This window comes from Plantactinospora sp. A48 (genome assembly GCF_055793945.1).
This window is the reverse complement of record NZ_JBTIXF010000010.1, coordinates 13,302-34,902: the sequence shown is the minus strand read 5'-3', so window position 1 is coordinate 34,902 and position 21,601 is coordinate 13,302. Positions and strand designations below refer to the sequence as shown.

The 21,601-nt window shown below is 71.8% G+C and carries 17 protein-coding genes; 8 read left to right on the top strand and 9 right to left on the bottom strand.

Features of this window, described 5'->3' with window-relative positions; all coding sequences use genetic code 11:
- Positions 1-75: 75 nt before the first annotated feature.
- Together ACXN5W_RS07800 and ACXN5W_RS07795 are read right to left on the bottom strand one after the other, a co-directional pair.
- Complete coding sequence (locus ACXN5W_RS07800) at positions 76-1,440, bottom strand: class II 3-deoxy-7-phosphoheptulonate synthase (RefSeq protein WP_473157488.1); 1,365 nt, start codon at positions 1,438-1,440, stop codon at positions 76-78.
- 65 nt (positions 1,441-1,505) lie between these two features.
- A complete protein-coding gene (locus ACXN5W_RS07795; RefSeq protein ID WP_473157487.1) occupies positions 1,506-3,950 on the bottom strand; it encodes a beta-galactosidase in 2,445 nt (814 codons plus the stop codon).
- 315 nt (positions 3,951-4,265) lie between these two features.
- Here ACXN5W_RS07795 and ACXN5W_RS07790 point away from each other — a divergent pair, with 315 nt between their 5' ends.
- The 5 genes from ACXN5W_RS07790 to ACXN5W_RS07770 all read left to right on the top strand — a co-directional run bounded on the left by ACXN5W_RS07790 (position 4,266) and on the right by ACXN5W_RS07770 (position 9,892).
- Positions 4,266-5,582, top strand: coding sequence for an ABC transporter substrate-binding protein (locus tag ACXN5W_RS07790; RefSeq protein WP_473157486.1), 1,317 nt, complete (start codon positions 4,266-4,268; stop codon positions 5,580-5,582).
- Between the two features lie 135 nt (positions 5,583-5,717).
- Positions 5,718-6,665 carry a carbohydrate ABC transporter permease gene (locus ACXN5W_RS07785; RefSeq protein WP_473157485.1) on the top strand — a complete coding sequence of 316 codons (948 nt, stop codon included), beginning with the start codon at positions 5,718-5,720 and terminating at the stop codon, positions 6,663-6,665.
- Positions 6,666-6,667: 2 nt separating this feature from the next.
- Complete coding sequence (locus ACXN5W_RS07780) at positions 6,668-7,570, top strand: carbohydrate ABC transporter permease (RefSeq protein ID WP_473157484.1); 903 nt, start codon at positions 6,668-6,670, stop codon at positions 7,568-7,570.
- Between the two features lie 35 nt (positions 7,571-7,605).
- Complete coding sequence (locus ACXN5W_RS07775) at positions 7,606-8,658, top strand: LacI family DNA-binding transcriptional regulator (protein ID WP_473157483.1); 1,053 nt, start codon at positions 7,606-7,608, stop codon at positions 8,656-8,658.
- Between the two features lie 130 nt (positions 8,659-8,788).
- Complete coding sequence (locus ACXN5W_RS07770; RefSeq protein WP_473157482.1) at positions 8,789-9,892, top strand: glycoside hydrolase family 53 protein; 1,104 nt, start codon at positions 8,789-8,791, stop codon at positions 9,890-9,892.
- A gap of 143 nt (positions 9,893-10,035) precedes the next feature.
- On the opposite strand, the gene ACXN5W_RS07765 is transcribed toward ACXN5W_RS07770, so the two are convergent.
- The 4 genes from ACXN5W_RS07765 to ACXN5W_RS07750 form a co-directional block, all read right to left on the bottom strand.
- Complete coding sequence (locus ACXN5W_RS07765; protein ID WP_473157481.1) at positions 10,036-11,214, bottom strand: serine hydrolase domain-containing protein; 1,179 nt, start codon at positions 11,212-11,214, stop codon at positions 10,036-10,038.
- Between the two features lie 73 nt (positions 11,215-11,287).
- Positions 11,288-12,850, bottom strand: a complete 1,563-nt coding sequence (locus tag ACXN5W_RS07760; protein WP_473157480.1) for an AMP-binding protein — start codon at positions 12,848-12,850, stop codon at positions 11,288-11,290.
- A 73-nt stretch (positions 12,851-12,923) separates the two neighbouring features.
- The gene (locus tag ACXN5W_RS07755; protein ID WP_473157479.1) at positions 12,924-14,138 is read right to left on the bottom strand and encodes an acyl-CoA dehydrogenase family protein; all 1,215 of its coding nucleotides are present in this window, start codon (positions 14,136-14,138) and stop codon (positions 12,924-12,926) included.
- A 3-nt stretch (positions 14,139-14,141) separates the two neighbouring features.
- Positions 14,142-14,594 (bottom strand): SCP2 sterol-binding domain-containing protein, encoded by a 453-nt coding sequence (locus ACXN5W_RS07750; protein WP_473157478.1) that lies wholly within the window; start codon positions 14,592-14,594, stop codon positions 14,142-14,144.
- A 72-nt stretch (positions 14,595-14,666) separates the two neighbouring features.
- Here ACXN5W_RS07750 and ACXN5W_RS07745 point away from each other — a divergent pair, with 72 nt between their 5' ends.
- Both ACXN5W_RS07745 and ACXN5W_RS07740 read left to right on the top strand, forming a co-directional pair.
- The gene (locus ACXN5W_RS07745) at positions 14,667-15,542 is read left to right on the top strand and encodes a TetR/AcrR family transcriptional regulator (RefSeq protein ID WP_473157477.1); all 876 of its coding nucleotides are present in this window, start codon (positions 14,667-14,669) and stop codon (positions 15,540-15,542) included.
- Between the two features lie 304 nt (positions 15,543-15,846).
- Positions 15,847-16,812, top strand: a complete 966-nt coding sequence (locus tag ACXN5W_RS07740; RefSeq protein ID WP_473157476.1) for a zinc-binding dehydrogenase — start codon at positions 15,847-15,849, stop codon at positions 16,810-16,812.
- Between the two features lie 47 nt (positions 16,813-16,859).
- Here ACXN5W_RS07740 and ACXN5W_RS07735 read toward each other — a convergent pair whose 3' ends face one another.
- On the bottom strand, positions 16,860-18,026 hold the full coding sequence (locus ACXN5W_RS07735; RefSeq protein ID WP_473157579.1) for a MaoC family dehydratase: 1,167 nt from the start codon (positions 18,024-18,026) through the stop codon (positions 16,860-16,862).
- A 2-nt stretch (positions 18,027-18,028) separates the two neighbouring features.
- The gene (locus tag ACXN5W_RS07730; RefSeq protein WP_473157475.1) at positions 18,029-19,495 is read right to left on the bottom strand and encodes a 3-oxoacyl-ACP reductase; all 1,467 of its coding nucleotides are present in this window, start codon (positions 19,493-19,495) and stop codon (positions 18,029-18,031) included.
- Between the two features lie 63 nt (positions 19,496-19,558).
- On the opposite strand from ACXN5W_RS07730, the gene ACXN5W_RS07725 reads away from it, so the two are divergent.
- Complete coding sequence (locus ACXN5W_RS07725) at positions 19,559-20,851, top strand: acetyl-CoA C-acetyltransferase (protein WP_473157474.1); 1,293 nt, start codon at positions 19,559-19,561, stop codon at positions 20,849-20,851.
- Between the two features lie 106 nt (positions 20,852-20,957).
- Here ACXN5W_RS07725 and ACXN5W_RS07720 read toward each other — a convergent pair whose 3' ends face one another.
- Positions 20,958-21,512: a hypothetical protein gene (locus ACXN5W_RS07720; protein ID WP_473157473.1), complete on the bottom strand. Its 555-nt coding sequence runs from the start codon at positions 21,510-21,512 to the stop codon at positions 20,958-20,960.
- Between the last annotated feature and the right edge of the window lie 89 nt (positions 21,513-21,601).

The following is a 21,601-nucleotide window of genomic DNA, read 5'->3' as shown; positions in this document are numbered from 1 at the left end:
TTGTTATCGCTTTTTGTATAGGAAGGGGCCCTTCCTGACGCCCGGATGCAGTCGAGCCGGGCGGTCCTGGCCTTGTCAGGCGCGCAGCATCTCCGCCACCGCGAACACCAGCTCCAGCGACTGCTCGGCGTTCAGTCTGGGGTCGCAGGCGGTCTCGTACCGGCCGGCCAGATCCGCGTCGACCAGTTCCTGGGCGCCACCGAGGCACTCGGTGACATCCTCGCCACAGAACTCCAGGTGCAGACCACCCGGGTGGGTGCCGAGCGCCCGGTGGACCTCGAAGTAGCCGAGCACCTCGTCCATGATCCGGTCGAATGAGCGGGTCTTGTACCCGTTCGACGACTCGTGGGTGTTGCCGTGCATCGGATCGCACTGCCACACCACCCGGTGCCCGGCCGCGGTGACCGCCTCGACGATCGGCGGCAACGCGTCCCGCACCTTCTGGTTGGACATCCGGGCCACCAGGGTCAGCCGGCCGGGGACGTTCTCCGGGTTCAGCTTCTCGCACAGCGCCAGGACCTGGTCGGGTCCGTTCCGGTCGCTGATCTTCACGCCGATGGGATTCGCGATCCGGGACGCGTAGTCGATGTGCGCGCCGTCGAGCTGCTTGGTCCGCTCGCCGATCCACAGCATGTGCGCGGAGAGGGCGTACGGCCGGCCGTTGACCACCCGGGTCAGCGCCCGGTCGTACTCCAGCGCCAACGCCTCGTGCGAGGAGTAGACGGTGGTGGTGCGCAGCGCCTCTTCCCTGGCCAGACCGCACGCGGCGACGAAGGCCATCGCCCGCTCGATCTCCCCGGCCAGGTGCGCGTACCGCCGGCCGGCGGAGGTGTGCCGGGCGAAACCCCGGTTCCAGTCGTGTACGGCGTTCAGGTCCGCGAGGCCGCCGGCGAGGGCCGCCCGCAGCATGTTCATCGCCGCGGAGCTGTTGGCGTACGCCCGGATCATGCGCTGCGGGTCGGCCACCCGGGCCTCCGGGGTCGCCTCCAGGCTGTTGATCATGTCGCCGCGGTAGACCGGGAGACCGAGGGCGTCGAGTTGGGCGCTGCGCGGCTTGGTGTACTGGCCGGCGACCCGGGCCACCTTCACCACGGGCAGCGATGCCCCATAGGTCAGAACCACCGCCATCTGCAGCATCACGCGGGCGTTGGCCAGGAGATGATCCTCGGTGTTGTCGGTGAACGTCTCGGCGCAGTCGCCACCCTGCAACAGGAAAGCCCTGCCGTCGCAGACGTCCGCGAGCTGTGCGCGCAGCTTCACCACCTCGTGCGCGCCGACGATGGGCGGTACCTCGGTCAGGGCCTTGGCGACCTGATCCACCTCGCTGGGGTCCGGCCACGGCGGCGTGTGCGCCCGAGGCAGCCCGCGCCACACGTCCAGCCCGAGTGCGGCCTCATCACTCGAACCGTACGCGTCGGAAGGGTCTTGTTGGATTGACACCTCGCCATCGTATTGGCGACGCCCCCCGCCGTCGGTCGCGATTACCATCTCGTGGAATTCCACGCTCAGGTCTCCGCCCGGCCATCGACGGGCCAGTGGACCCGATCCGCCTCGCGCCAGGTGGCGCGCTCCTGGACCCGATCCGCCTCCCGCCAGGTGGTGCGTCCCTCGACCAGTAGGGCATCGACGGCCAGCAGTTGTCCGTCGGCCGTCGCCAGCCGTTCGCGGGCGTCCCGGGGCAGTGCGACGGGCGAGCCGCTGGCCAGCGGCAGCAGGTGCAGGGTCACCGTGGAGCCGGCGTGGACCCCCGCGTCACGCAGGCTGACGATCCAGTCGGACCCGTCCCAGAAGCGGTCGGTGACCGGACGGCCGTCCACCCGGAGCTGGCCGACGTCGCCGGCCCAGCCGATCCGCAGATGTACGTCGAGCCACGGATCGGCGATCCACCCGGGCAGCGGTACCCGGTAGACGGCGGCCAGTTCGTCGAAGATCTCCGGGGTGGGCGCGGACTGCCGCCCCTCGAACGTGCCGTAGCTGACCGGCACCGCGCCGGCGCCGGTCCGGACAAGTTCGGCCGGCACCCGCTCGACCGGCCCGGCGGCCTTGACCCGGTCGGTCGGCGGCTGTCCAACCGCCGTCCGGATGGCCGGGGCCTGCTCCGGGCCGGGTGGGCCGCCCCGCATCGGCAGCTCGACAAAGGCACCCCGGGCGGGGTCGTAGACCCGTACGTCGGGAGCCGGCGCCCCGAACCGGCCGGCCGGGCCGTACGCCTCGATCCGGCCGTCCGGGCCCCACGACAGCTCGGTCGGGCTGAGCAGCAACCGCCGCTCCGGACCGTCCTCGCAGACCCAGACCTCGGCGGCGACGCTGGCGGGCAGGACCAGCAGGTCCAGCCGGCCGCCGGCGTGGAGCCGGATCGGCGTCAGACCCGGTCGGACGGTGGCGGCGACGCCGCCGACCGAGCAACTGACCGCGATGCCGGGGTCGGCGAGCAGCACCAGGGTGGGTGCCTCGCCCGGGAGCACCGTGAGCGCGGACGCCGTGGCCCAGTCCAGGCGTACGCCACCGATGGTCAGCCCGAGCGGCCACCGGGCCAGGGTGCCGGTCGGGATGTCGACCGGCCGGTCGGGCAGCACGATCTGCTCGCGATCGAGCACCACCCGGAACCGGGCGCCGGGACAGGTCGGCAGCGGCACGTGCGGCTGGTGCCAGGCGATGAAGAGAAAGCCGCTGGTGCCGTCGCTGCGCAGCGCCCACCGTAGGGTGCGGTCGTCCTCGATCCCGGCCGGGCGGATCTCCGGCAGGCTGGACGGCATTTCGGCGAGCGCGGCGCCGAACGCGGCCAGGAAGGCGTGCTGACGGCGCAGTTCGGCATGGCTGCCGGCGAGCAGACCGGCCTCGCCGATCGGGGCGTGGAAGTCGTAACCCAGCCGGGGCAGGTCGTTGGGGTAGCCGGTGGCGTGCGACTCCTGGGTGCCGTGCACGCCTGCCGGGTTGGTGCCGCCCGCATACATGTAGTAGCCCTGCCAGGCGGAACCGTTGCCGATCTTGCAGTGGGCGATGGCCGCGACGTCCAGGGCCGTCGGCAGCGGCCGGCGATGGTAGGCGGTGGCCATCCCGCCGCCCAGTTCGCAGGTGGCCGGCGGGAACAGCGGTGCCGGGGTACGTGGCGGAGCCGGGTCGGCGCCACCGGCGCGCGGCTGCGACCGGCGTACGTCGGCACCGATGCCGGGATCGTCCCAGATGTGGGAGAAGAAGTAGTGGGCCCGGAAGGTGGGGTCCCAGGGTGCGTCGGCGTCCACCCAGAACCCGTCCCCGTAGCCGCCGTAGAGCGGCAGGACCTCCTCGGGTGGCAGTTCGGCGCCTCCCCACGCGGTGGCGGTCCACAACGGCGCGGACATGCCGGCCTCACGAGCCAGCCGCTTGAGCGTGAGCAGATGGCCGGGCTGGTCGTAGAGTTCGTTCTCCAGTTGGATGCCCAGCACCGGTCCGTCGGGACCGCAGCGACCGCCCAGGGCGGTGGCGAGTTGACCGAACCATTCCCGGACCAGGGCGAGATAGGCCGGGTCGTCCGTGCGGTGCCGGACCTCGGCCCGCTGTACCCAGTCGGGAAAGCCGCCGTTGCGGGTCTCGCCGTGGCACCACGGGCCGATCCGCAGGATGACGTCGAGACCTTCGGCGATCGCCTCGTCGACGAAGGCGGCGACGTCGAGGTTGCCGGTGAAGCAGGGCTGGCCGGGACGCTCGACGTGGTGCAGCCAGAAGACGTAGCTGGCGGCCACCGTGATGCCACCGGCCCGTAGCTGTCGCAGCCGTTGCCGCCAACGGTTCCGGGGCAGTCGGCTGTAGTGGATCTCGCCGGAGACCGGGATGGTCGGCACGCCGTTCCGGATCAGGTGGCGGCTGGTCAGCGAGACACCCGGCCGCTCGTCCTCGGTGTTGCTCATCCGTGGCCGGCGTAGCGGCTCCGACCAGGGACGGTGCCGGACGGCGAGCAACTCGGTGGGCACGGCGTCTCCTCTGCGACGAGTCTGCGACGAGCAGGACGGGCCGGGCTGGGCCCGGATGGGCGGGACCGCGACGGACGGACCGGGCGGGGCTGACGGTCCGGCGGTCGCCCGTCCGCCACCGGCCGCCGGACTGTAACCGGTCACAGGTGGGCGGCCCGCACGATACCCCGAGTTAACCCGGAAGACGCAAGGACTTGACAACTGGGTCGACGGCTATCACTGTAACCGGTCACAGGTCCCTGCTTGGTGACGTACGTCTCTGCCTGGTGGTGACCCCGGCTGCGCCCTCCGCCGCCGGCCGATCGAGGAGGACGGATGAACAAGGCAGTTCTGCCGGTCGCCGGAGCGCTGGCCGCCGCACTACTGATGACCGCCGCGTGCAGCGATTCCGGCGACTCGGGCGCCGACGGCGGCAGCACCCCGGGTGGGAAGGTCGAACTCACCTACTGGAGCTGGGCGCCGAACATGGACAAGGTCGTCGAGGGTTGGAACTCCGCCCACCCCGACATCCACGTGACGGTGAACAAGCAGGACGGCGGCGATCCGGCCGTTGTCAAGCTGCTCACCGCGATCAAGGCCGGCAGCGGTGCTCCCGACGTCATGCAGGCCGAGTACCAGAAGATCCCGACCCTGGTCTCGGCGAACGCGGTCGCGGACATCGCCAGGGAAGCCGGTGGTCTCAAGGCGAAGTTCTCCGAGTCCGCCTGGAACGCCGTCACCCTCGGCTCCGAGGCCGTCTACGGCGTCCCGCAGGACTCCGGGCCGATGATGTTCTACTACCGCTCCGACGTGTTCGACTCACTCGGCCTCAAGGCGCCGGCCACCTGGGACGACTACGCGGCGGCGGCCCGGAAGGTCCACGCGGCGAACCGCAGGCAGTACCTCGGCACCTTCTCGGCCAACGACCCGGGCTGGTTCGCCGGACTCTCCCAGCAGGCCGGCGCCTCCTGGTGGGGCGTGCAGGGTGACGCCTGGACCGTCTCGATCAACGACGCCAACACCCAGCGGGTCGCCCAGTACTGGGGTGGCCTGGTGCAGGAGGGGGCCATCGACAACAAGCCGATGTACACCCCGGAGTGGAACGCCGCCCTCAACGACGGCACCCAGGTGGGTTGGCTCAGCGCGGTCTGGGGGCCGGGCGTGCTCGCCAGCAGCGCGGCCAGGACCAAGGGCAGGTGGAAGGCCGCGCCGCTGCCGCAGTGGGACACCACCAGGCCGGCCAACGGAAACTGGGGCGGCTCGGCCACCAGCGTCACCAGCCAGAGCAGGCACAAGGAGCAGGCCGCCCAGTTCATCGCGTGGCTCAACACCGATCCGGCGGCGGTCAAGGCACTGGCCGCGACGGCCAACGTGTACCCGGCCTCGATCGACGCCACCACGACGGCCCTGACCTCCCCGCCGGCCTTCTTCGCGAACCAGGCGGACTTCTACGCCATCGCGGCCGAGGCCAGCAAGGTCACCAACCCGTTCACCTACGGTCCGGACGTCAACGTCGCCTACAGCGCCTACAACGACGCCTTCGGGAAGGCGGCCCAGTCGAAGCAGGCGGCGGCCTTCACCGAGGCGCTGACCTCGATGCAGCGGACCACAACGGACGACATGAAGAACGCCGGCTTCAAGCTCGCCGGCTGATCCACCCGTCGCGGTGCGGCGCCGGACCACCGGCCGCCCTGGCGCCACACCGCGACGGCGCCGGACCGCGACGGCACCGGACCGTGATGGCGCCGGACCGCGAATCGCCCGCAGCACACCCGGGAAGGTGACGACGTGCCGGAGTCTCCCAGCACCCCTGGTACGCCCCGTGGCGCCGGCCGCGTCGGCCGACCCGCCGCCGTGCCGTACTCGTTCCTCGCGCCGGCCTTGGTGCTGTTCGTCGCGTTCTTCGCGGCGCCGATCGGCTACACCGCGTACCTGAGCCTGCGTCGGGTCAGGATCAGCGGGCTGGGCCTGGGCCCGGGTTCGCGTACCGAGGTCTGGGCCGGCCTGCGGAACTACACCCGGGCGCTCACCGACCCCGAGTTCCTGCCCAGCGTCTACCGGATCGGGGCGTACGGGCTGATCGTGGTGCCCACCATGCTCGGCCTGGCCCTGCTCCTGGCCCTGCTGCTGGACGCCGGCCGGACCCGGGTGGGCGGCTTCGCGCGTATCTCGATCTTCCTGCCGTACGCGGTGCCCGCGGTGGTGGCCTCACTGCTCTGGGGTTTCCTCTACCTGCCCCGGGTCAGCCCGTTCGGCGATCTCCTCCAGGGTGTCGGCATCGCCCCGCCCGACGTGCTCGCCGGCTCCTCGGTGCTGTGGGCGGTGGCCAACATCGCGGTCTGGGGTGGCACCGGCTTCAACATGATCGTGATCTACACCTCGTTGCGGGCCATCCCCACCGACCTGTTCGAGGCGGCCCGGCTGGACGGCGCGTCGGAGAACCAGATCGCCTGGCGGATCAAGATCCCGATCGTGCTGCCGGCGCTGATCATGACCTTCGTCTTCTCGCTCATCGCGACGCTCCAGGTCTTCGCCGAGCCCATGACGCTGCGCCCGCTCAGCAACACCATCTCCACCACGTGGACGCCGCTGATGAAGGTCTACCGGGACGCCTTCACCCGCAACGACGTCTACTCGGCGGCGGCCACCTCGGTGGTCATCGCGCTGGTGACCTTCGTCGTGTCCTTCGGCTTCCTGAAGCTCGTCGGGTCCCGCGCCTTCAACCAGGAGGACTGAGCATGGCCATCTCGACAGTGGCCCCGACGGTAGGCGGAGCGACGGCGGCGGCCCCGACCGACCGGCGCCGGTCACGCCGACGGGTCAGCCCGGCCGCCACCGTCCTGTTGCTGCTGGGCGCGCTGTACTGCCTGTTCCCGGTGATCTGGGTGCTGATCGCCTCGACGAAGAGCGCCGGGGAGCTGTTCTCCACCTTCACCCTGTCGCCGAGTACCCACCTGTTCGACAACATCCGGGAGCTGAGCGCGTACCGAGGTGGCCTCTACTGGCGCTGGATGGCCAACACCGTCCTGTACGCGGGCATCGGCGGGGCGGCCTCCAGCCTGGTGTCGGCAATGGCCGGTTTCGCGCTCGCCAAGTACACGTTCCCCGGCCGGTCGTTCGTGTTCAACCTGATCCTCGCCGGCGTGCTGGTGCCCAGCGTCGTGCTGGCCATCCCGCAGTATCTGCTGCTCGCCAAGGTCGGCCTGACCAACACCTACTGGTCGGTGCTGCTGCCCAGCATCATCAGCCCGTACGGGATCTACCTGTGCCGGATCTTCGCTGCCGCGGCCGTACCCACCGAGGTGATCGAGGCGGCCCGGGTGGACGGCGCCGGCGACTGGCGCACCTTCGGCCGGGTCGCCCTGCCGATGATGCGCTCCGGGCTGGTCACCGTCTTCCTGTTCCAGTTCGTCGCGATCTGGAACAACTTCATGCTGCCCTTCATCATGCTCGGCGACGACCATCTGTATCCGGTCACGGTCGGATTGAACGGGCTGCTCAACCAGGGCGCGTCCCAGCCCGCCATGTATACGTCGGTGGTCACCGGGGCGCTGCTGTCGATCATCCCGCTCGTCGCGCTCTTCCTCGGTCTGCAACGCTACTGGCGGGTCGACCTGGGCGCCGGCGCGGTCAAGGCGTGACGACGAGATGGGAGGCGGAAGACATGGCGAAGGCTATGATCCAACCCGTGCCGACCTCGCCCGGTACGGGGCGCAAGCGGCCCACCATCCGCGACGTGGCGCGCGAGGCCGGGGTCTCTTACGCGACCGTCTCCCGAGTTCTGAACGGCCGGGAGTGGGTGAGCCCCGAGGCGGTCCGGGCCGTGCGGGAGGCCATCGCCCGGACCGGCTACACGGCGAACCAGCACGCTCGTTCGCTGGCCACCGGCAGGTCCGGTTCGATCGCCTTCCTGCTCACCGAACCGCAACACCTGCTCTTCGAGGACCCCAACTTCTCGGTGCTGCTGCGCGGGGTGGCGCAGGCACTCTCCGACCGGGAACTGACGCTGCTGCTCATGATCGCCTCGACCGCCGAGGAGCGGAACCGCACGGTGGCGTACCTGTCGGGTGGCCACGTCGACGGCGTGCTGCTGGTCTCGCCGCACTCCGGCGATCCGCTGCTCAGCCAGCTCGTCCGGGCCGAGGTGCCGATCGTGGCCTGCGGCCGGGTGCTCGGCTACGAGCAGGTGATCAGCTCGGTGGCGGCGGACGACCGGTCCGGCGCCCGGTCGGCGGTGGAACACCTGATCGCGGCGGGCTGCCGGCGGATCGCCACGATCACCGGTCCCCCGGACACCTCCGGCGGGGTGGACCGGTTACGGGGCTACACCGACGCGCTGGCCGCGTCCGGTATCCCGGTCGAGCCGGCGCGGATCGGGCACGGCGACTGGAGCCGGGAGAGTGGCGCCGCGGCCATGCGGGAACTGCTGGCCCGGGCCCCCGACCTGGACGCGGTCTTCGCGGCCTCGGACGCGATGGCCGCGGCCGCCCTGCCGGTGTTGCGGGAGGTGGGCCGCGAGGTGCCCGGGAACGTCCGGGTGGTCGGCTTCGACGACTCCGGGCTGGCCGCCACGCTGGACCCGCCGCTGACCACCGTCCGGCATCCCCTCGATCGGATCAGCGAGGAGATGGTCCGGTTGCTCGTCGACGTCATCGCGGGCCGTACCCCGCTGTCCATCACGGTGCCGACCAGCCTGGTGATCCGGGCATCCTCGCCCGCACCGGAATAGGGTCCGTTCGCCGGTCGGCCCGCCCCCAGACCCGTCCGGCAGCGCCGCCGGGCGTCCGCCCGTCCCCACCGGGCGACACCTCGCCCGTCCCCACCGGGCGTCGCATCCCTTCCCCACGTGAAGGAGCGCCATGAAACCGTCCCTCAGGGCAGCGCTGGCCACGGTCGTACTCCTGGCTCCGCTGGCCCTCGCCACCCCCGCCCACGCGGCGAACACTCTCAGCATGCTCGGCGCGGACGTCTCCTCGCTGCAGCGCAGCCTCGACCTCGGCGCCAGGTACTACGCCGCGTCCGGTGCGCAGGCCGACCCGTACGACATCCTCCGCTCGAAGGGGGTCAACTACCTGCGGCTGCGGGTCTGGAACAACCCGGCCAGCGGCTACAACAACAAGGCCAAGGTGCTCCAGCAGGCCAGGTCGATCAAGGCCAAGGGCTTCAAACTGCTCATCGACTTCCACTACTCGGACACCTGGGCCGACCCGGGCAAGCAGTACCCGCCCGCGGCCTGGGCGTCGCACTCGCTCAGCCAGTTGCAGTCCGACGTCTACAACTACACCTACGACGTCTGCACCTCGCTCAGGGCGCAGGGCACCACGCCCGACAGCGTGCAGATCGGCAACGAGATCAACGTGGGCATGCTGTGGCCGAAGGGCCAGGTCGTGAACAACGACTTCGGCCCCCTCGCGAGCCTGCTCAAGCAGGGCTACAACGCCACCAAGGCGTGCAACTGGGGAACGCAGGTGTGGATCCACACGGCGGACGCGGACAGCGACGCGCACGCCCGCTGGTTCTACGACGGGATCCGCGCCCAGGGCGTGCCCTGGGACGTCACCGCGCTGTCCTACTACTGCATGTGGCACGGCACGCTGGCCAACCTGTACAACGTGATCGCCGACGTGAGGTCCCGGTACGGCAAGCCGGTGGTGATCGCCGAGACGGCGTACCAGTTCACCACGGCGGACGCCGACGGCGAACCGAACTCGATCCCCGGCACCGCGCTCTGTGACGGCATCCCGGCCACCTGGCAGGGGCAGGCGCAGGAGTTCAGTTGGGTGCAGAACACGGCCCGCAACGCCGGCGCGGTGGGGGTCTTCTACTGGGAACCGACCTGGTACGCGATCAGGGGGAACGGCTGGGACCCGGCGAACATCAACGGGACCGGGGATGGTTGGGACAACATGGCCGTCTTCGACTGGACCGGGCACGTGAACCCGAACCTGTACTGGACCCCGTAGGTCCCGGCACGACCGGCCCGGCGCTGTCCCGCACAGCGCCGGGCCGGGCCACCGGACCCGCCCGCCGGGCCGGACCAGCCGCCGTCCCGGGTCCAGAACGGCGGCTGGCGCTGGGCGGCGCCGGGGTCGGGCCGGGGTTCGGCCTACGACAGCGCCAGGGCGGCCCCGATGATCCGCTGGACCACCGCCGGCTGGCCGTTGCCCTTGGCGTCGGTGGAGGTCACCGAGTACGCCAGCCGGAACGCGCCGTCCCGGCTGGCCGCGATGGCGGCCAGGTAGCCGTACCGGGATCCGGTCTTGATCCACAGCGTGCCGCCGTCCGGCAGCCGGTACGCCTGGAGCCCGACGCTGTACGTGGCCGGGCCGCCCTCGACGTCGTCGACGGCCGGCACGGTGAACATCTCGGCGAGCTGGGCCGGCGGCACCACCCGGCCGCCGAACAGGGCCGCCGTGAAGCTGTCCAGGTCGGCGACGGTCGAGATGATGTTGCCGGCGGCCGGGGTGAAGGTCTGACTCCAGTTCGTCACGTCGACCAACTCGGTCCGCCCGTCCCGGTCGACGGCCTGGTAGCCGTGCGCGTGCGGGCCGAGGATCCGCGGGTCGGCACCCGGGGCGTAGGTGCCCCGCAGGCCGAGCGGCCGGGCGATCCGCCGTTCCAGTTCCACCGCGTACGGATGCCCGCTGACCTTCTCGACCAGCAGGCCGGCCACGATGTATCCGGCGTTCGTGTAGTGCTGCCGGGTTCCCGGCTCGAACTCGCGGGGGTTGTCGCTGGCGAGCCGGACGAGCTGCTCGGCGGTCCACCGGTCGTACCGGTGGTCCAGCCACCAGTCGAGGTCGCCCGGATCGGTGACGCTGGGCAGCCCGCTGGTGTGATTGAGCAGAGTACGCACCGGTATGGCGGGATAGTCGGCCGGCAGCAGACCCGGCAGGTAACGCTGCACCGGCGCGTCGAGGTCGACCCGGTGTTCGGCGGCGAGTTGCAGCACCATCGCCGCCGTGAAGACCTTGGTCACGCTGCCGATCCGGAACCTGCCGTTCGGCGGTACGGGCGTGGTCGAGCCGAGCCGGGCCACCCCGGAGCGTCCGGTCCAGCAGCCGGAAGAGGTGCGGATCCGCACCTGCGCGCTGGTCACCTCGGCGTCGGGCAGCCCGGCGATGGCCGCTGCCATGCCGCTCGGGTCCAGATCACCCGTGGGGCAGGCAACCGGGGCGGGGCGGGCGGGGCGGCCGGCGGCGTGGGCGGGAGCGGTGGCGCCGGCGACGAGCAGCGCGCCCAGCGTGGCGGCGGCCAGCGGCCGGCGGAGATTCGTGATCTTCATACCGTCCAGCGTGCCGGCGAGGGCCGCCCGATCGGATCCGGCGGATGCCCCCAATGGTCCCGCATCCCAGCCCCTAGGGTCTGCGGTCGCGCAGTTCCCGGACCAGCACCTTGCCCGTGGCGTTGCGCGGCAGGTGGGACACGAAGAAGACGTCCCGGGGGATCGAGAAACGGGCCCGGTAGTGCCGGACGTACTCCCGGACGGCGTCCGCGTCGAGGGTCTCGCCGGGCCGCAAAGCCAGGTAGGCGACCAGCCGTTGGCCGTACTCCTGGTCCGGCACCCCGACGACCGCGACCTCGCGGACCTGCGGCAGTTCGGCGAGCAGGTTCTCCACCTCGGACGGGAACACGTTCTCGCCCCCGGAGACGATCATGTCGTCCTGCCGGCCGTCGACGAACAGCAGGCCGTTCTCGTCGAGGTGACCCAGGTCGCCGGTGTCCATCAGCCCGCCCCGGTTCTCCCGTGCGCTGCCCGAGGTGTAGCCCTCGAACAGCATCTCGTTGCCGACGAAGATCCGCCCGACGTGCCCGCGCGGGACGGGGTTGCCGTGCTGGTCGAGGATGGCCAGCCGGGTGCCGTGCGGCGGCCGGCCGGCCGCGTGTGGGGCGAGTCGCAGGTCGGCCGGGGTGGCGATCGAGGCCCAGGAGACCTCCGTGGAGCCGTACAGGTTGTAGACCACATCGCCGTACAACTCCATGAACCGGGTGGCGAGCCCGCCGGGCAGCGCCGACCCGCTGACGGCCACCACCTTGAGCGGTGGCCGGGTCGCCGGCGGCGGGACCTCAAGGAGGCGTTGCAACATCACCGGTACGGCGAACAACGCGGTGCAGCGGTGCTGTTCGACGGCCCGCAGCGTGGCCACCGGATCGAACCGGCGGTTCAGCACGATCGTGGCGCGCAGCGCGAACGAGACCTGGAGGGCGGCGTAACCCCAGGTGTGGAAGAGCGGTGCGGCGATCAGCATCCGATCGTGGACGTGCAGCGGGATGCGGTCGATGATGGACACCAGCGGGCCGAATCCGGTCGGGTTGCGCCGTTGGGCGCCCTTGGGCGTACCCGTGGTTCCGGAGGTCAGCACCACGGTCCGGCCCTCCCTGGCCGGCGGCCGGAGCGGTTCCGGCGGTGCGGTCGCGATCAACTCCTCGTGCCGGCGCTCGTCCACCCGGTGGATGTGCGCCGGCAGGCCGACCAGGCGGTCGACGAACTCGGCGTCGTGGATCAGGACCCGCAGGTCCTCCTCCTCGGCGACGACCGTGAGCTGCGAGCCGGACAGTCCGGTGTTGACCAGCACCGGGTCGGCGCCGAGGAGGGACGCCGCCACGGTCGCCTCGATGAGGCCGCCGTGGTTACGGCAGAGGATGCCGATCCGCTGGCCCGGCGCGACGCCGAAGACGCTGCGCAACGCGCGGGCCAGCCGTTCGGTGCGGCTGAGCAGGGTCGCGTACGTGACGCTGCCGTACCCGTCGTCGATGAGCGCGATCCGGTCCGGGTCCCGCGCCACGGCCTGGCGCAGCTCACCGGCGAGCCCGAACCCCCACTGGCGCAGCGTACTGAGCTGGGATGCGACCCGGATGGGCGATCCCGGGTTGAGCATGCCGCGACGGGTCAGAGTGGCGACGATGAACGGCAGGTCCACGGTTGTCCTCGGGTCAGTGGTGGATCAGGGGCCTTCCCTAACGTGAATCGGTGACAGGGGGTTGATTGTTACGTCAGTGAATCTGTCGGCCGGAGACGGCTCGGGCGATCACCAGTCGTTGGATCTCGGAGGTGCCCTCGAAGATGGTGTAGATCTTGGCGTCCCGGTACCAGCGTTCGACCGGGTGCTCCCGGAGGAAGCCGGCCCCGCCGAGGATCTGCACGGCCTTCTCGGTGACCGACACGGCCACCTCGCCGGCCTTGAGCTTCGACATCGAGCCCTCGCCCGCGGTGAACGGCCGGTTGTTACGGCCCATCCAGGACGCGCGCCAGACCAGCAGCCGGGCCGCGTCGATCTCGGTCCTCATGTCCGCGAACGCGAACGCCACGGCCTGGTTCTCGATGATCGGCCGGCCGAACTGGATGCGGTTGCCGGCGTACTCCAGGGCGTACTCGTAGGCGGCTCTGGCGACCCCGATCGCCTGCGCGCCGACGGTCGGGCGGGACAGCTCGAAGGTCCGCATGGCGGCCTGCGTCGACGCCCGCTGCCCGGAACGGGCCCGGGCCAGCCGCTCCTCCAGGGCCTCCCGCCCGCCGAGCAGGCAGGATCCGGGAACCCGGACATCGTCGAGGAAGACGTCCGCCGTGTGCGAGGAGCGTAGGCCCAGTTTCTTGAGCTTGCGGGTGGCGGCCAGGCCCGGGGTGCCCGGCGGGATCACGAACGCGGCCTGGCCGCGTGACCCGAGCGACGGATCCACGGAGGCGGTCACCACGTGTACGCCGGCGATACCGCCGTTGGTGGCGTACGCCTTCTGCCCGTTGAGCACCCACTCGTCGGTGGCCTCCTGGTAGACCGCCCGGCTGCGCATCGCGCCCACGTCGGAACCGGCCTCCGGTTCGGTGGTGCAGAACGCCGCCACGGCGGGCTCGTCCACGGTGCCGAAGCACTGCGGTACCCACTCGACGAGCTGGTCCGGCGTACCGGAGCCGTAGATTGCGGCGACCGCGAGGGAGGTGCCGAAGATGGACAGGCCGATGCCGGCGTCACCCCAGAACAGTTCCTCGCTGGCGATCGGCAGGGACAGCCCGGTGGGGTCGGCCCAGCAGTTGGCCAGGAACTCGAAGCCGTACAGGCCGATCTTGGCCGCATCCTGGATGATCGGCCACGGGGTCTCCTCGCGGGCGTCCCACTCGGCGGCGGCCGGGCGCACGACCTCGCTGGCGAAGCCGTGTACCCAGTCGCGCAGATCCCGCTGTTCCTCCGTCAGGTCAAGCGAGAACTCGACCATCGGTCAGGCCTTGGGGATGTCGAAGAGGTTGGCGATGTTGGCGGCGAGCCCGAGGTCACCCTTGGCCTTCAGTTTGCCCGTCATGAACATCATCACGGGGTTGGCGCCACCGGAGACGATCTTGAGGAATTCGACCGGACCCATGGTGAGCGACAGCTTGGGGTCGCGCTGCGGAGGTTCCGAGACCGTGCAGGTGCCGTTCTCGACGACCACCTCGTAGGTGTCGCTGCCGCCGTCCGGGCGGCCGGTGATGTTCCAGTGGATGACGGCGTTGGTCGAGCCCGCCCGGTCGGCGCGGAACAGCGACGGCATCCGGCCGAAGACCTCGCTGAGGACCTTGCCGCGATCCTCGCCGGCCATCACCTCGGCGATCCTGGCGTCCGGGGTCGACTTGACCAGCTGGGCGAACTCCTTGGGGCCGACTGAGGCGAATGTCGCCGGGTCGAATTCGGTCATGGTTGCACCTTCCGGGAAACGGACTTGGTTACTCCGGCGTAACCCTACGCATGAGTAGGTATGCTCGCAAGGATGCCGACCACCTTCAAACGGTTACCCAGAGCCGTCCGCGAGCAACAGATGCTCGACGCCGCGGTCAAGGTCTTCTCCCGGCACGGCTACCACGCCGCGAGCATGGACGAGATCGCCGAGGTCGCCGGCATCAGCAAACCGATGGTGTACGCCTATCTCGGCGCCAAGGACAAGCTGTTCACCGCCTGCCTGCACCGGGAGGGCACCCGGCTGATGGAGGCCATCGCCGCCGCCGTGGAGCCCGACCTGCCCGCCGACGAACAGCTCTGGCGCGGACTGCGGGCGTTCTTCCGGTTCGTCGGCGCGCACCGGGACGGCTGGGCGGTGCTCTACCGGCAGGCCCGGGGCGAGCCGTTCGCCGAAGACCTCGCCGCGATGCGCGCCCGGATCGTCGAGGTGGTCGCCGGAATGCTGGATCGGGCACTGGCCGCCCGCACCCCGGCACCCGGAGTCCTGAACGCCCCGATCGCGGACGCCTCGGCCGGACCGGCCGCGGAGGGCCCGCCTCCGGCCGCCCCGGGCCCGGCCGCCCCGGGCCCGGCCGCCCCGGGCCCGGCCGCCCCGCCTCCGGCCGCCCCGGGCCTGGCCGCCCCGGGCCTGTGTGGCCAGGGCTCGGACGGACCGGCCACGGACGGACCGGCCACGGACGGACCGGCCACGGATGGACCGGTGGATCGGAGCCGCGAGGTCCGTGCGACAGACCTGGAGATCATGGCGTACGCACTGGTCGGCGCCTCCGAGTCGGTTGCCGACTGGCTCGCCGACCACCCGGAGGCCGACCCCGAGCAGGCTGCCACCCGGATGATGAACGCCGCCTGGCTCGGTGCCGGTCAGCTCTTCGACGGCCAGCGCTGGCGTCCCGCCGCACCTCGCTGAGCCCGCCGGCTCTTTACGGACCGTTGTGGATCGGCGTCGCCTTACCCACGACGGCGAGATCTTGGACGGAAACCGTTCGCAACGAACGGTTTCCGTCCAAGATCTCGCCGAAGGGCTGGAATTGACCTTGACTTCAAGTGCACTTGAAGTCGCAGGCTGTCCGGAGCCGGAGCCGGAGCCGGAGCCGGAGCCGGAGCCGGAGCCGGAGCCGGAGCCGGAGCCGGAGCCGGAGCCGGAGCCGGAGCCGGGTGGTCCGGTGCCGACGGGACCCGGATGCGGGTCGGTTGGAGACGGGGGAGCGAACATGCGCGCGGTGTGGTTGACAGCCTTTGGTGGGCCGGAGGTGCTGGTCCCGGGGGAGGCGCCCGAGCCGGTGGCCGGGCCGGGTCAGGCGTTGGTGGACGTGGCGTACGTCAACGTCACGTTCGTCGAGACCCAGTTCCGGGCCAGCGGGTTCGGACCGTTCCGCGGGGAGCCGCCGATGATTCCGGGAAACGGGGTCGGCGGGGTGGTGACGGCCGTCGGCCCGGGCATCGACGTGAACCTGATCGGCCTGCGGGTGGTCACCGGGACCGGGGGTTCCGGCGGGTACGCCGAGCGGGTCGCCGTACCCGCCGAGGGGTTGTTCGTGGTGCCGGACGGGCTGCCGCTGGACGTCGCCGTCGCGACGCTGTCCGGCGGACGTACCGCGATGATGCTGGTGGCCGAGGCCGGGCTGCGGCCCGGGGAGCGGGTGCTGGTGGAGGCCGCGGCCGGGGGTGTCGGGTCACTGCTGGTGCAGTTGGCCCGGGAGGCCGATGCCCGGGTGGTGGGCGCGGCCGGCGGTCCGGCCAAGGTGGCGGCGCTGTGGGATCTCGGTGTCGACGTGGTGATCGACTACCGGGAGCCGGACTGGGCGGATCGGGTCCGGGCCGAGGTCGGCGAGTTGGACGTGGCGTTCGACGGCGTCGGCGGCAGCATCGGCCGGGCGGCGTTCGAACTGCTCGACCGGGGCGGTCGGCTGGTCAGTTTCGGCCTGGCCAGCGGCGGCTGGACGGACGTGCCGGCCGAACTGGCCGCCGAGCGTGGGGTGCGGCTGATCCGGCCGTCGGCGCCACCGGAGCGGCTGCGTACGTACACCGAGCAGGCGCTGGCGGCCGCCGCGGCCGGGCGGCTGCGTCCGCTGATCGGGCAGCGGTTCCCGCTGGACCGGGCGGCCGACGCGCACGCCGCCCTCGGCGCGCGGCAGACCATGGGCCGGACGCTGCTGGTCACCGGGCTGGCCCGTTAAGAAGGGACCCTTCCGCTACGAAAAGCGATAAGAAGGTGCCCTTCCTTTCAGCTCAGGGTGCCGGCCAGGTGGGGGCGGCCGGAGGTCGCGTCGTGCAGCGCGAACAGCCAGCCGTTTGCCGTGCCGGCCGCGCCAGTCGCGCCAGTCGCGCCGGTCGCGCCAGTCGTGCCGGTCGCGCCGATCGCGGTGTCGGCGGTGTTGGGAGCGTCGGTGCGGCTGACAGCGGTGGGGGTGGAGCCGGCGGCGGACCTGGCGGCGTTTTTGGCGGGCGTTGCGCTGAAAGCCACGGTCGAGGGCAGCGGCAGCGGCAGCTTGAAGGTCACCTCCACCGTGTACGCCTCCGGCAGCCGGCCGGCGAACGCGGCCAGGCAGCGGGCCTTGCTCCACATCCCGTGCGCGATCGGCCGGGGAAAGCCGAGCAGCCGGGCACCCAGCCGGGAGGTGTGGATCGGGTTGCGGTCACCGGAAACCCGGGCGTAGTCCGTACCCACCCGGGGCTCGACCCGCCACCGGGCGGCCGGGGTCGGCGGCGCGGACCGGTCCCGCCGCTCGGGCTGGTCGGACCGCTCGGGCTGGTCGGGTCGGTCGGATCGCGTACCGGGGTCGCCCTTGTGGCGCCCGTCGCGCCGGTCGCCGGAGCCGCGTTCCCGACTCAGGTACGTCGACACGTCGCGCCAGACCTCGGTACCGTCCACCGAGGCGGTGGCCACCACGTCCAGTTGCCTTCCCCGGTCGTGTGGCCGTAGGTCGACGGCCCGGACCGTCAGGTCGAACCGTTCGCCCGCGTCCAACGGCCGACACACGGTGATCCGGTTGGCCAGGTGTACCAGGCCGACCATCGGGAACGGGAAGTCCGGCGCGGTCATCAACCGCAGCGCCAGCGGAAACGCCATGACGTGCGGGTACGTCGCCGGCAGCCGGTCGCCCACCGGAAAACCACAGACCCGGTTGTACCCGGCCAACCGGTCCCGGTCGACCGGCACGTCCCGAACCAACAGCTCGACATCGGGCAGTTCGGTATCGGGCAGGGCCACGTCGGGCCGGTCGACGTCGGGCGGTTCGGTGTCGGGCAGAGCGGTGCCGCGTGGCGTACCCGCACCGGTGCGGCGGCCGGCCCGACGTGTGGCGCCGCCGACGCCCGGCACCAGGGTCAGGGCGGCCCGCCGGTACAGCGGGCCGGTGGCGGGCATCGTCGGAAGTTCCAGGATGGGCATGATCACGCCCCCAGCAGGCTCTGCCCGCACACCCGGATGATGTTGCCGGTGATCCCGCCGGAGGCCGGGCTGCCGAGCCAGGCCATGGTCTCGGCGACGTCCACCGGCAGGCCGCCCTGGGCAACGCTGTTCATCCGCCGGCCCGCCTCGCGCAGCATGAGTGGGATCCGGGCGGTCATCCGGGTCTCGATGAAGCCGGGGGCGACCGCGTTGATGGTGATCTCCCGCTCGGCCAGGATCGGTGCCATCGACCGGACCAGGCCGATCACCCCGGCCTTGCTGGTGGCGTAGTTGGTCTGTCCCCGGTTTCCGGCGATGCCGGCGATCGAGGAGACGCCGACCAGCCGGCCGCCGGGACGGATGAGGTCGCGGTCCAGCAGAACGTCGTTGATCCGCTCCTGGCTGGACAGGTTGACGTCGAGCACGGAGTCCCAGCGGTCCGGGTCCATTCGGCCGAGCGTCTTGTCCCGGGTGATGCCGGCGTTGTGCACCAGGATGTCGAGCTGCCCGTGCCGGTCGGCGACGTACCGGGCCAGCCGGTCGGGCGCGTCGGCGGAGGTCAGATCGAGTTGTACCGCTTCGCCCCCGACCGCGTTGGCCACCCGGGCCAGCTCGTCGCCGGCGGCTGGGATGTCCAGCGCGAGCACCCGGGCGCCGTCCCGGGCCAGCACCCGGGTCAGCTCGGCGCCGATGCCCCGGGCCGCCCCGGTCACCAGCGCCACCCGGCCGGCCAGCGGCCGGTCCCAGTCGGCGGGCGCGGTCGCCGCGCCGGTGCCGACCCGGATCACCTGCCCCGAGACGTACGCGGAGCGACCGGAGAGCAGGAAGCGCAGGGTGGATTCCAGGCTCACCGGGTTGGCTTCCCGGTCCAGGTAGACGAGTTGGCTGGTGCTGCCCCGGCCGAACTCCTTGCCGAGGCTGCGGGTGAGCCCCTCCAGGGCGCGCTGGGCGGTCGCCTCGCGTGGGCTCCCGCACACCTCGGGTGGGGTGCCCAACACGATCACCCGGCCGCTCGGGGTGAGGCTGCGGGCGTACGGGTGGAAGAAGTCGTACAGCGCACGCAGGCCGGTCGAGTCGGTGATACCGGTGGCGTCGAAGATCAGTGCTCCGTACCGGCCACCTGGGCTGGCCACCTCGGCCACGTTGGCCGCCGGGTCGGCGTCGGTCGCTTGGCCGATCCCGACGGCCGCCCCGGTCGCTTGGCTGACTCCGATGCCTGCGTCGGTCGCGTGACCGGCTCCGATGCCCGCCCCGGCCGCTTGGTCGACTCCGATGCCCGCGTCGGCCAGGACGTGTCGTACCGGCTCGGACAGCCGGCCGCCCGGGGCGGCGCCGAGCAGGGCCGGACCGGGCAGCAGCGGATCGCCCGGCCGGTAGCGGCGCAGCCGGGGCGGATCGGGCAGGCCGAGCCGCTTGACGAGCGCGCGTCCGGGTCCGGAGTGGGCGAAGCTGGCGTACCGGTCGGTCATAGCCGTAGCCTACTGGCGAGTAGCTTGTTCGCAAGCCCGCCGCGAGTCGAAGGAGGCCGGATCGTGCAGGAAGCCCGTCGCGTCGCGATCATCGGAGGCAACCGGATCCCGTTCGCCCGCTCGAACAGCCGGTACGCCCGCGCCTCGAACCAGGACATGCTGACCGCCGCCCTGGACGGGCTGGTCGCCCGGTTCGGCCTGGCCGGGCAGCGGATCGGCGAGGTCGTCGCGGGCGCGGTGCTCAAGCACTCCCGGGACTACAACCTGACCCGCGAGGTGGTGCTCGGTTCGCGGCTCGACCCGCACACCCCGGCGTACGACCTCCAGCAGGCCTGCGGTACCGGCCTGGAGACCGTGATCGGCGTCGCCAACAAGATCGCCCTCGGGCAGCTCGACGTCGGCATCGCCGGTGGCGTCGACACCACCTCGGACGCCCCGCTCGCGGTCAACGAGGAGTTCCGGCAGACCCTGCTGCGGATCAACTCGGCGCGCACCCTCGGCGCCCGGCTGAAAGCGGCCACCGCGCTGCGCCCGCAGCACCCGTTCAAGCCGGAGATCCCGCGCAACGCGGAACCCCGGACCGGCCTGTCCATGGGAGACCACGCGGCCGTCACGGCCCGACGCTGGAACATCGACCGGCAGGCCCAGGACGAACTGGCGCTCGCGTCCCACCAGCGGCTCGCCGCCGCGTACGAGCGCGGGTTCTTCGACGACCTGCTCACCCCGTACCTCGGATTGCAGCGCGACCAGAACCTGCGCGCGGACACCTCCCTGGACCGGCTCGGGGCGCTGAAGCCGGTCTTCGGTGCCCGGGGCGCGGACGCCGCCACCGCCACCATGACCGCCGGCAACTCCTCGCCGCTCACCGACGGCGCCTCCACCGTGCTGCTCGGGTCCGAGGATTGGGCCGCCGCGCACAACCTGCCGGTGCTGGCCTGGTTCCGGGACGCCGAGACGGCCGCGGTCGACTTCGTGCACGGCGACGAGGGTCTGCTGATGGCCCCCGCGTACGCGGTCCCCCGGCTGCTCGCCCGGACCGGCCTGACCCTGCGGGACTTCGACTTCTACGAGATCCACGAGGCGTTCGCGTCGCAGGTGCTGGCCACCCTCGCCGCCTGGGAGTCACCCGAGTTCTGCAAGGAACGGCTCGGCCTGGACGAACCACTCGGCCCGATCGACCGGGCGAAACTCAACGTCAACGGCTCGTCGCTGGCCGCCGGCCACCCGTTCGCCGCCACCGGCGGCCGGATCGTGGCCACCCTGGCCAAGCTGCTCGCCGAGCAGGGCAGCGGGCGCGGGCTGATCTCCATCTGCGCGGCCGGCGGCCAGGGCGTGGTCGCCATCCTCGAACGCTGACCCGGCGCCCGGCGCCCGGGCTGTCGGCCGGTGCCCGGCGCCCGGGCTGTCGGCCGGTGCCCGGCGCCCGGGTCGTCGGCCGCGCCGCCCGCCCCTGGTGGCGGGGTCAGGCGAACTGGCCGGCCAGTCCGGCGTACGCGTCACGCAGCGCGGCCAGTCGGTTCCGGCGCAACCGGCCGGGCTCGTGTGCCAGCGCCGCGCGCCCGCGCTCGCTGCTGACGGCGCTGGTGGCTATCTCGTCCGCGCCGGATGGCAGGAACTTGAGCACCTCGTCGAGCGCGGCGGAGGCCCGGATCAGCGCGGCTCGGGCCCGCTGCCGCTGATCACCTGGCGCGGCCGCGGGATCGGCGGGCACCGTCGAGGCGTACGCGTCGGCGACCCACAGCCACTCACCCGGGTCGAGCAGCTCGGAGGGCTCAGCGCCGCCGTAGCTGAAACGCCCGTCGGCGGGCGGCGGGACGATCTCGGCGGGCAGCCGGAACAGGAACTCGCGTGGCTGTCCGCACCCGGTGCAGTCCCCGGTGTACCGGCTGGCCAGGCTGCCATCGTCCAGCGTGACCACGGCGCTGTTCCGGGCGAACCCGACCGCTCCGCACTCGTGTGGATGCAGGTCCATGTACAGGTGGGCTTCCGCACTGGTACGGGCGAGAGGCGGGACCATGCGCACCACCGTACCGACGCGGCGCGATCCGGAGGACCCCGGTCGGACGTTCGTCGCCAGGTCCGGGCTGAAGGGATCTGGCCGGACCC

Bases quoted from the DNA above. Each gene is read 5' to 3' on its own strand.
- ACXN5W_RS07775 (WP_473157483.1), top strand. From the start codon at position 7,606: ATGATCCAACCCGTGCCGACCTCGCCCGGTACGGGGCGCAAGCGGCCC.
- ACXN5W_RS07755 (WP_473157479.1), bottom strand. From the start codon at position 14,138: ATGGTCGAGTTCTCGCTTGACCTGACGGAGGAACAGCGGGATCTGCGC.
- ACXN5W_RS07770 (WP_473157482.1), top strand. From the start codon at position 8,789: ATGAAACCGTCCCTCAGGGCAGCGCTGGCCACGGTCGTACTCCTGGCT.
- ACXN5W_RS07790 (WP_473157486.1), top strand. From the start codon at position 4,266: ATGAACAAGGCAGTTCTGCCGGTCGCCGGAGCGCTGGCCGCCGCACTA.
- ACXN5W_RS07735 (WP_473157579.1), bottom strand. From the start codon at position 18,026: ATGCCCATCCTGGAACTTCCGACGATGCCCGCCACCGGCCCGCTGTAC.
- ACXN5W_RS07720 (WP_473157473.1), bottom strand. From the start codon at position 21,512: ATGGTCCCGCCTCTCGCCCGTACCAGTGCGGAAGCCCACCTGTACATG.
- ACXN5W_RS07780 (WP_473157484.1), top strand. From the start codon at position 6,668: ATGGCCATCTCGACAGTGGCCCCGACGGTAGGCGGAGCGACGGCGGCG.
- ACXN5W_RS07750 (WP_473157478.1), bottom strand. From the start codon at position 14,594: ATGACCGAATTCGACCCGGCGACATTCGCCTCAGTCGGCCCCAAGGAG.
- ACXN5W_RS07745 (WP_473157477.1), top strand. From the start codon at position 14,667: ATGCCGACCACCTTCAAACGGTTACCCAGAGCCGTCCGCGAGCAACAG.
- ACXN5W_RS07740 (WP_473157476.1), top strand. From the start codon at position 15,847: ATGCGCGCGGTGTGGTTGACAGCCTTTGGTGGGCCGGAGGTGCTGGTC.
- ACXN5W_RS07765 (WP_473157481.1), bottom strand. From the start codon at position 11,214: ATGAAGATCACGAATCTCCGCCGGCCGCTGGCCGCCGCCACGCTGGGC.
- ACXN5W_RS07730 (WP_473157475.1), bottom strand. From the start codon at position 19,495: ATGACCGACCGGTACGCCAGCTTCGCCCACTCCGGACCCGGACGCGCG.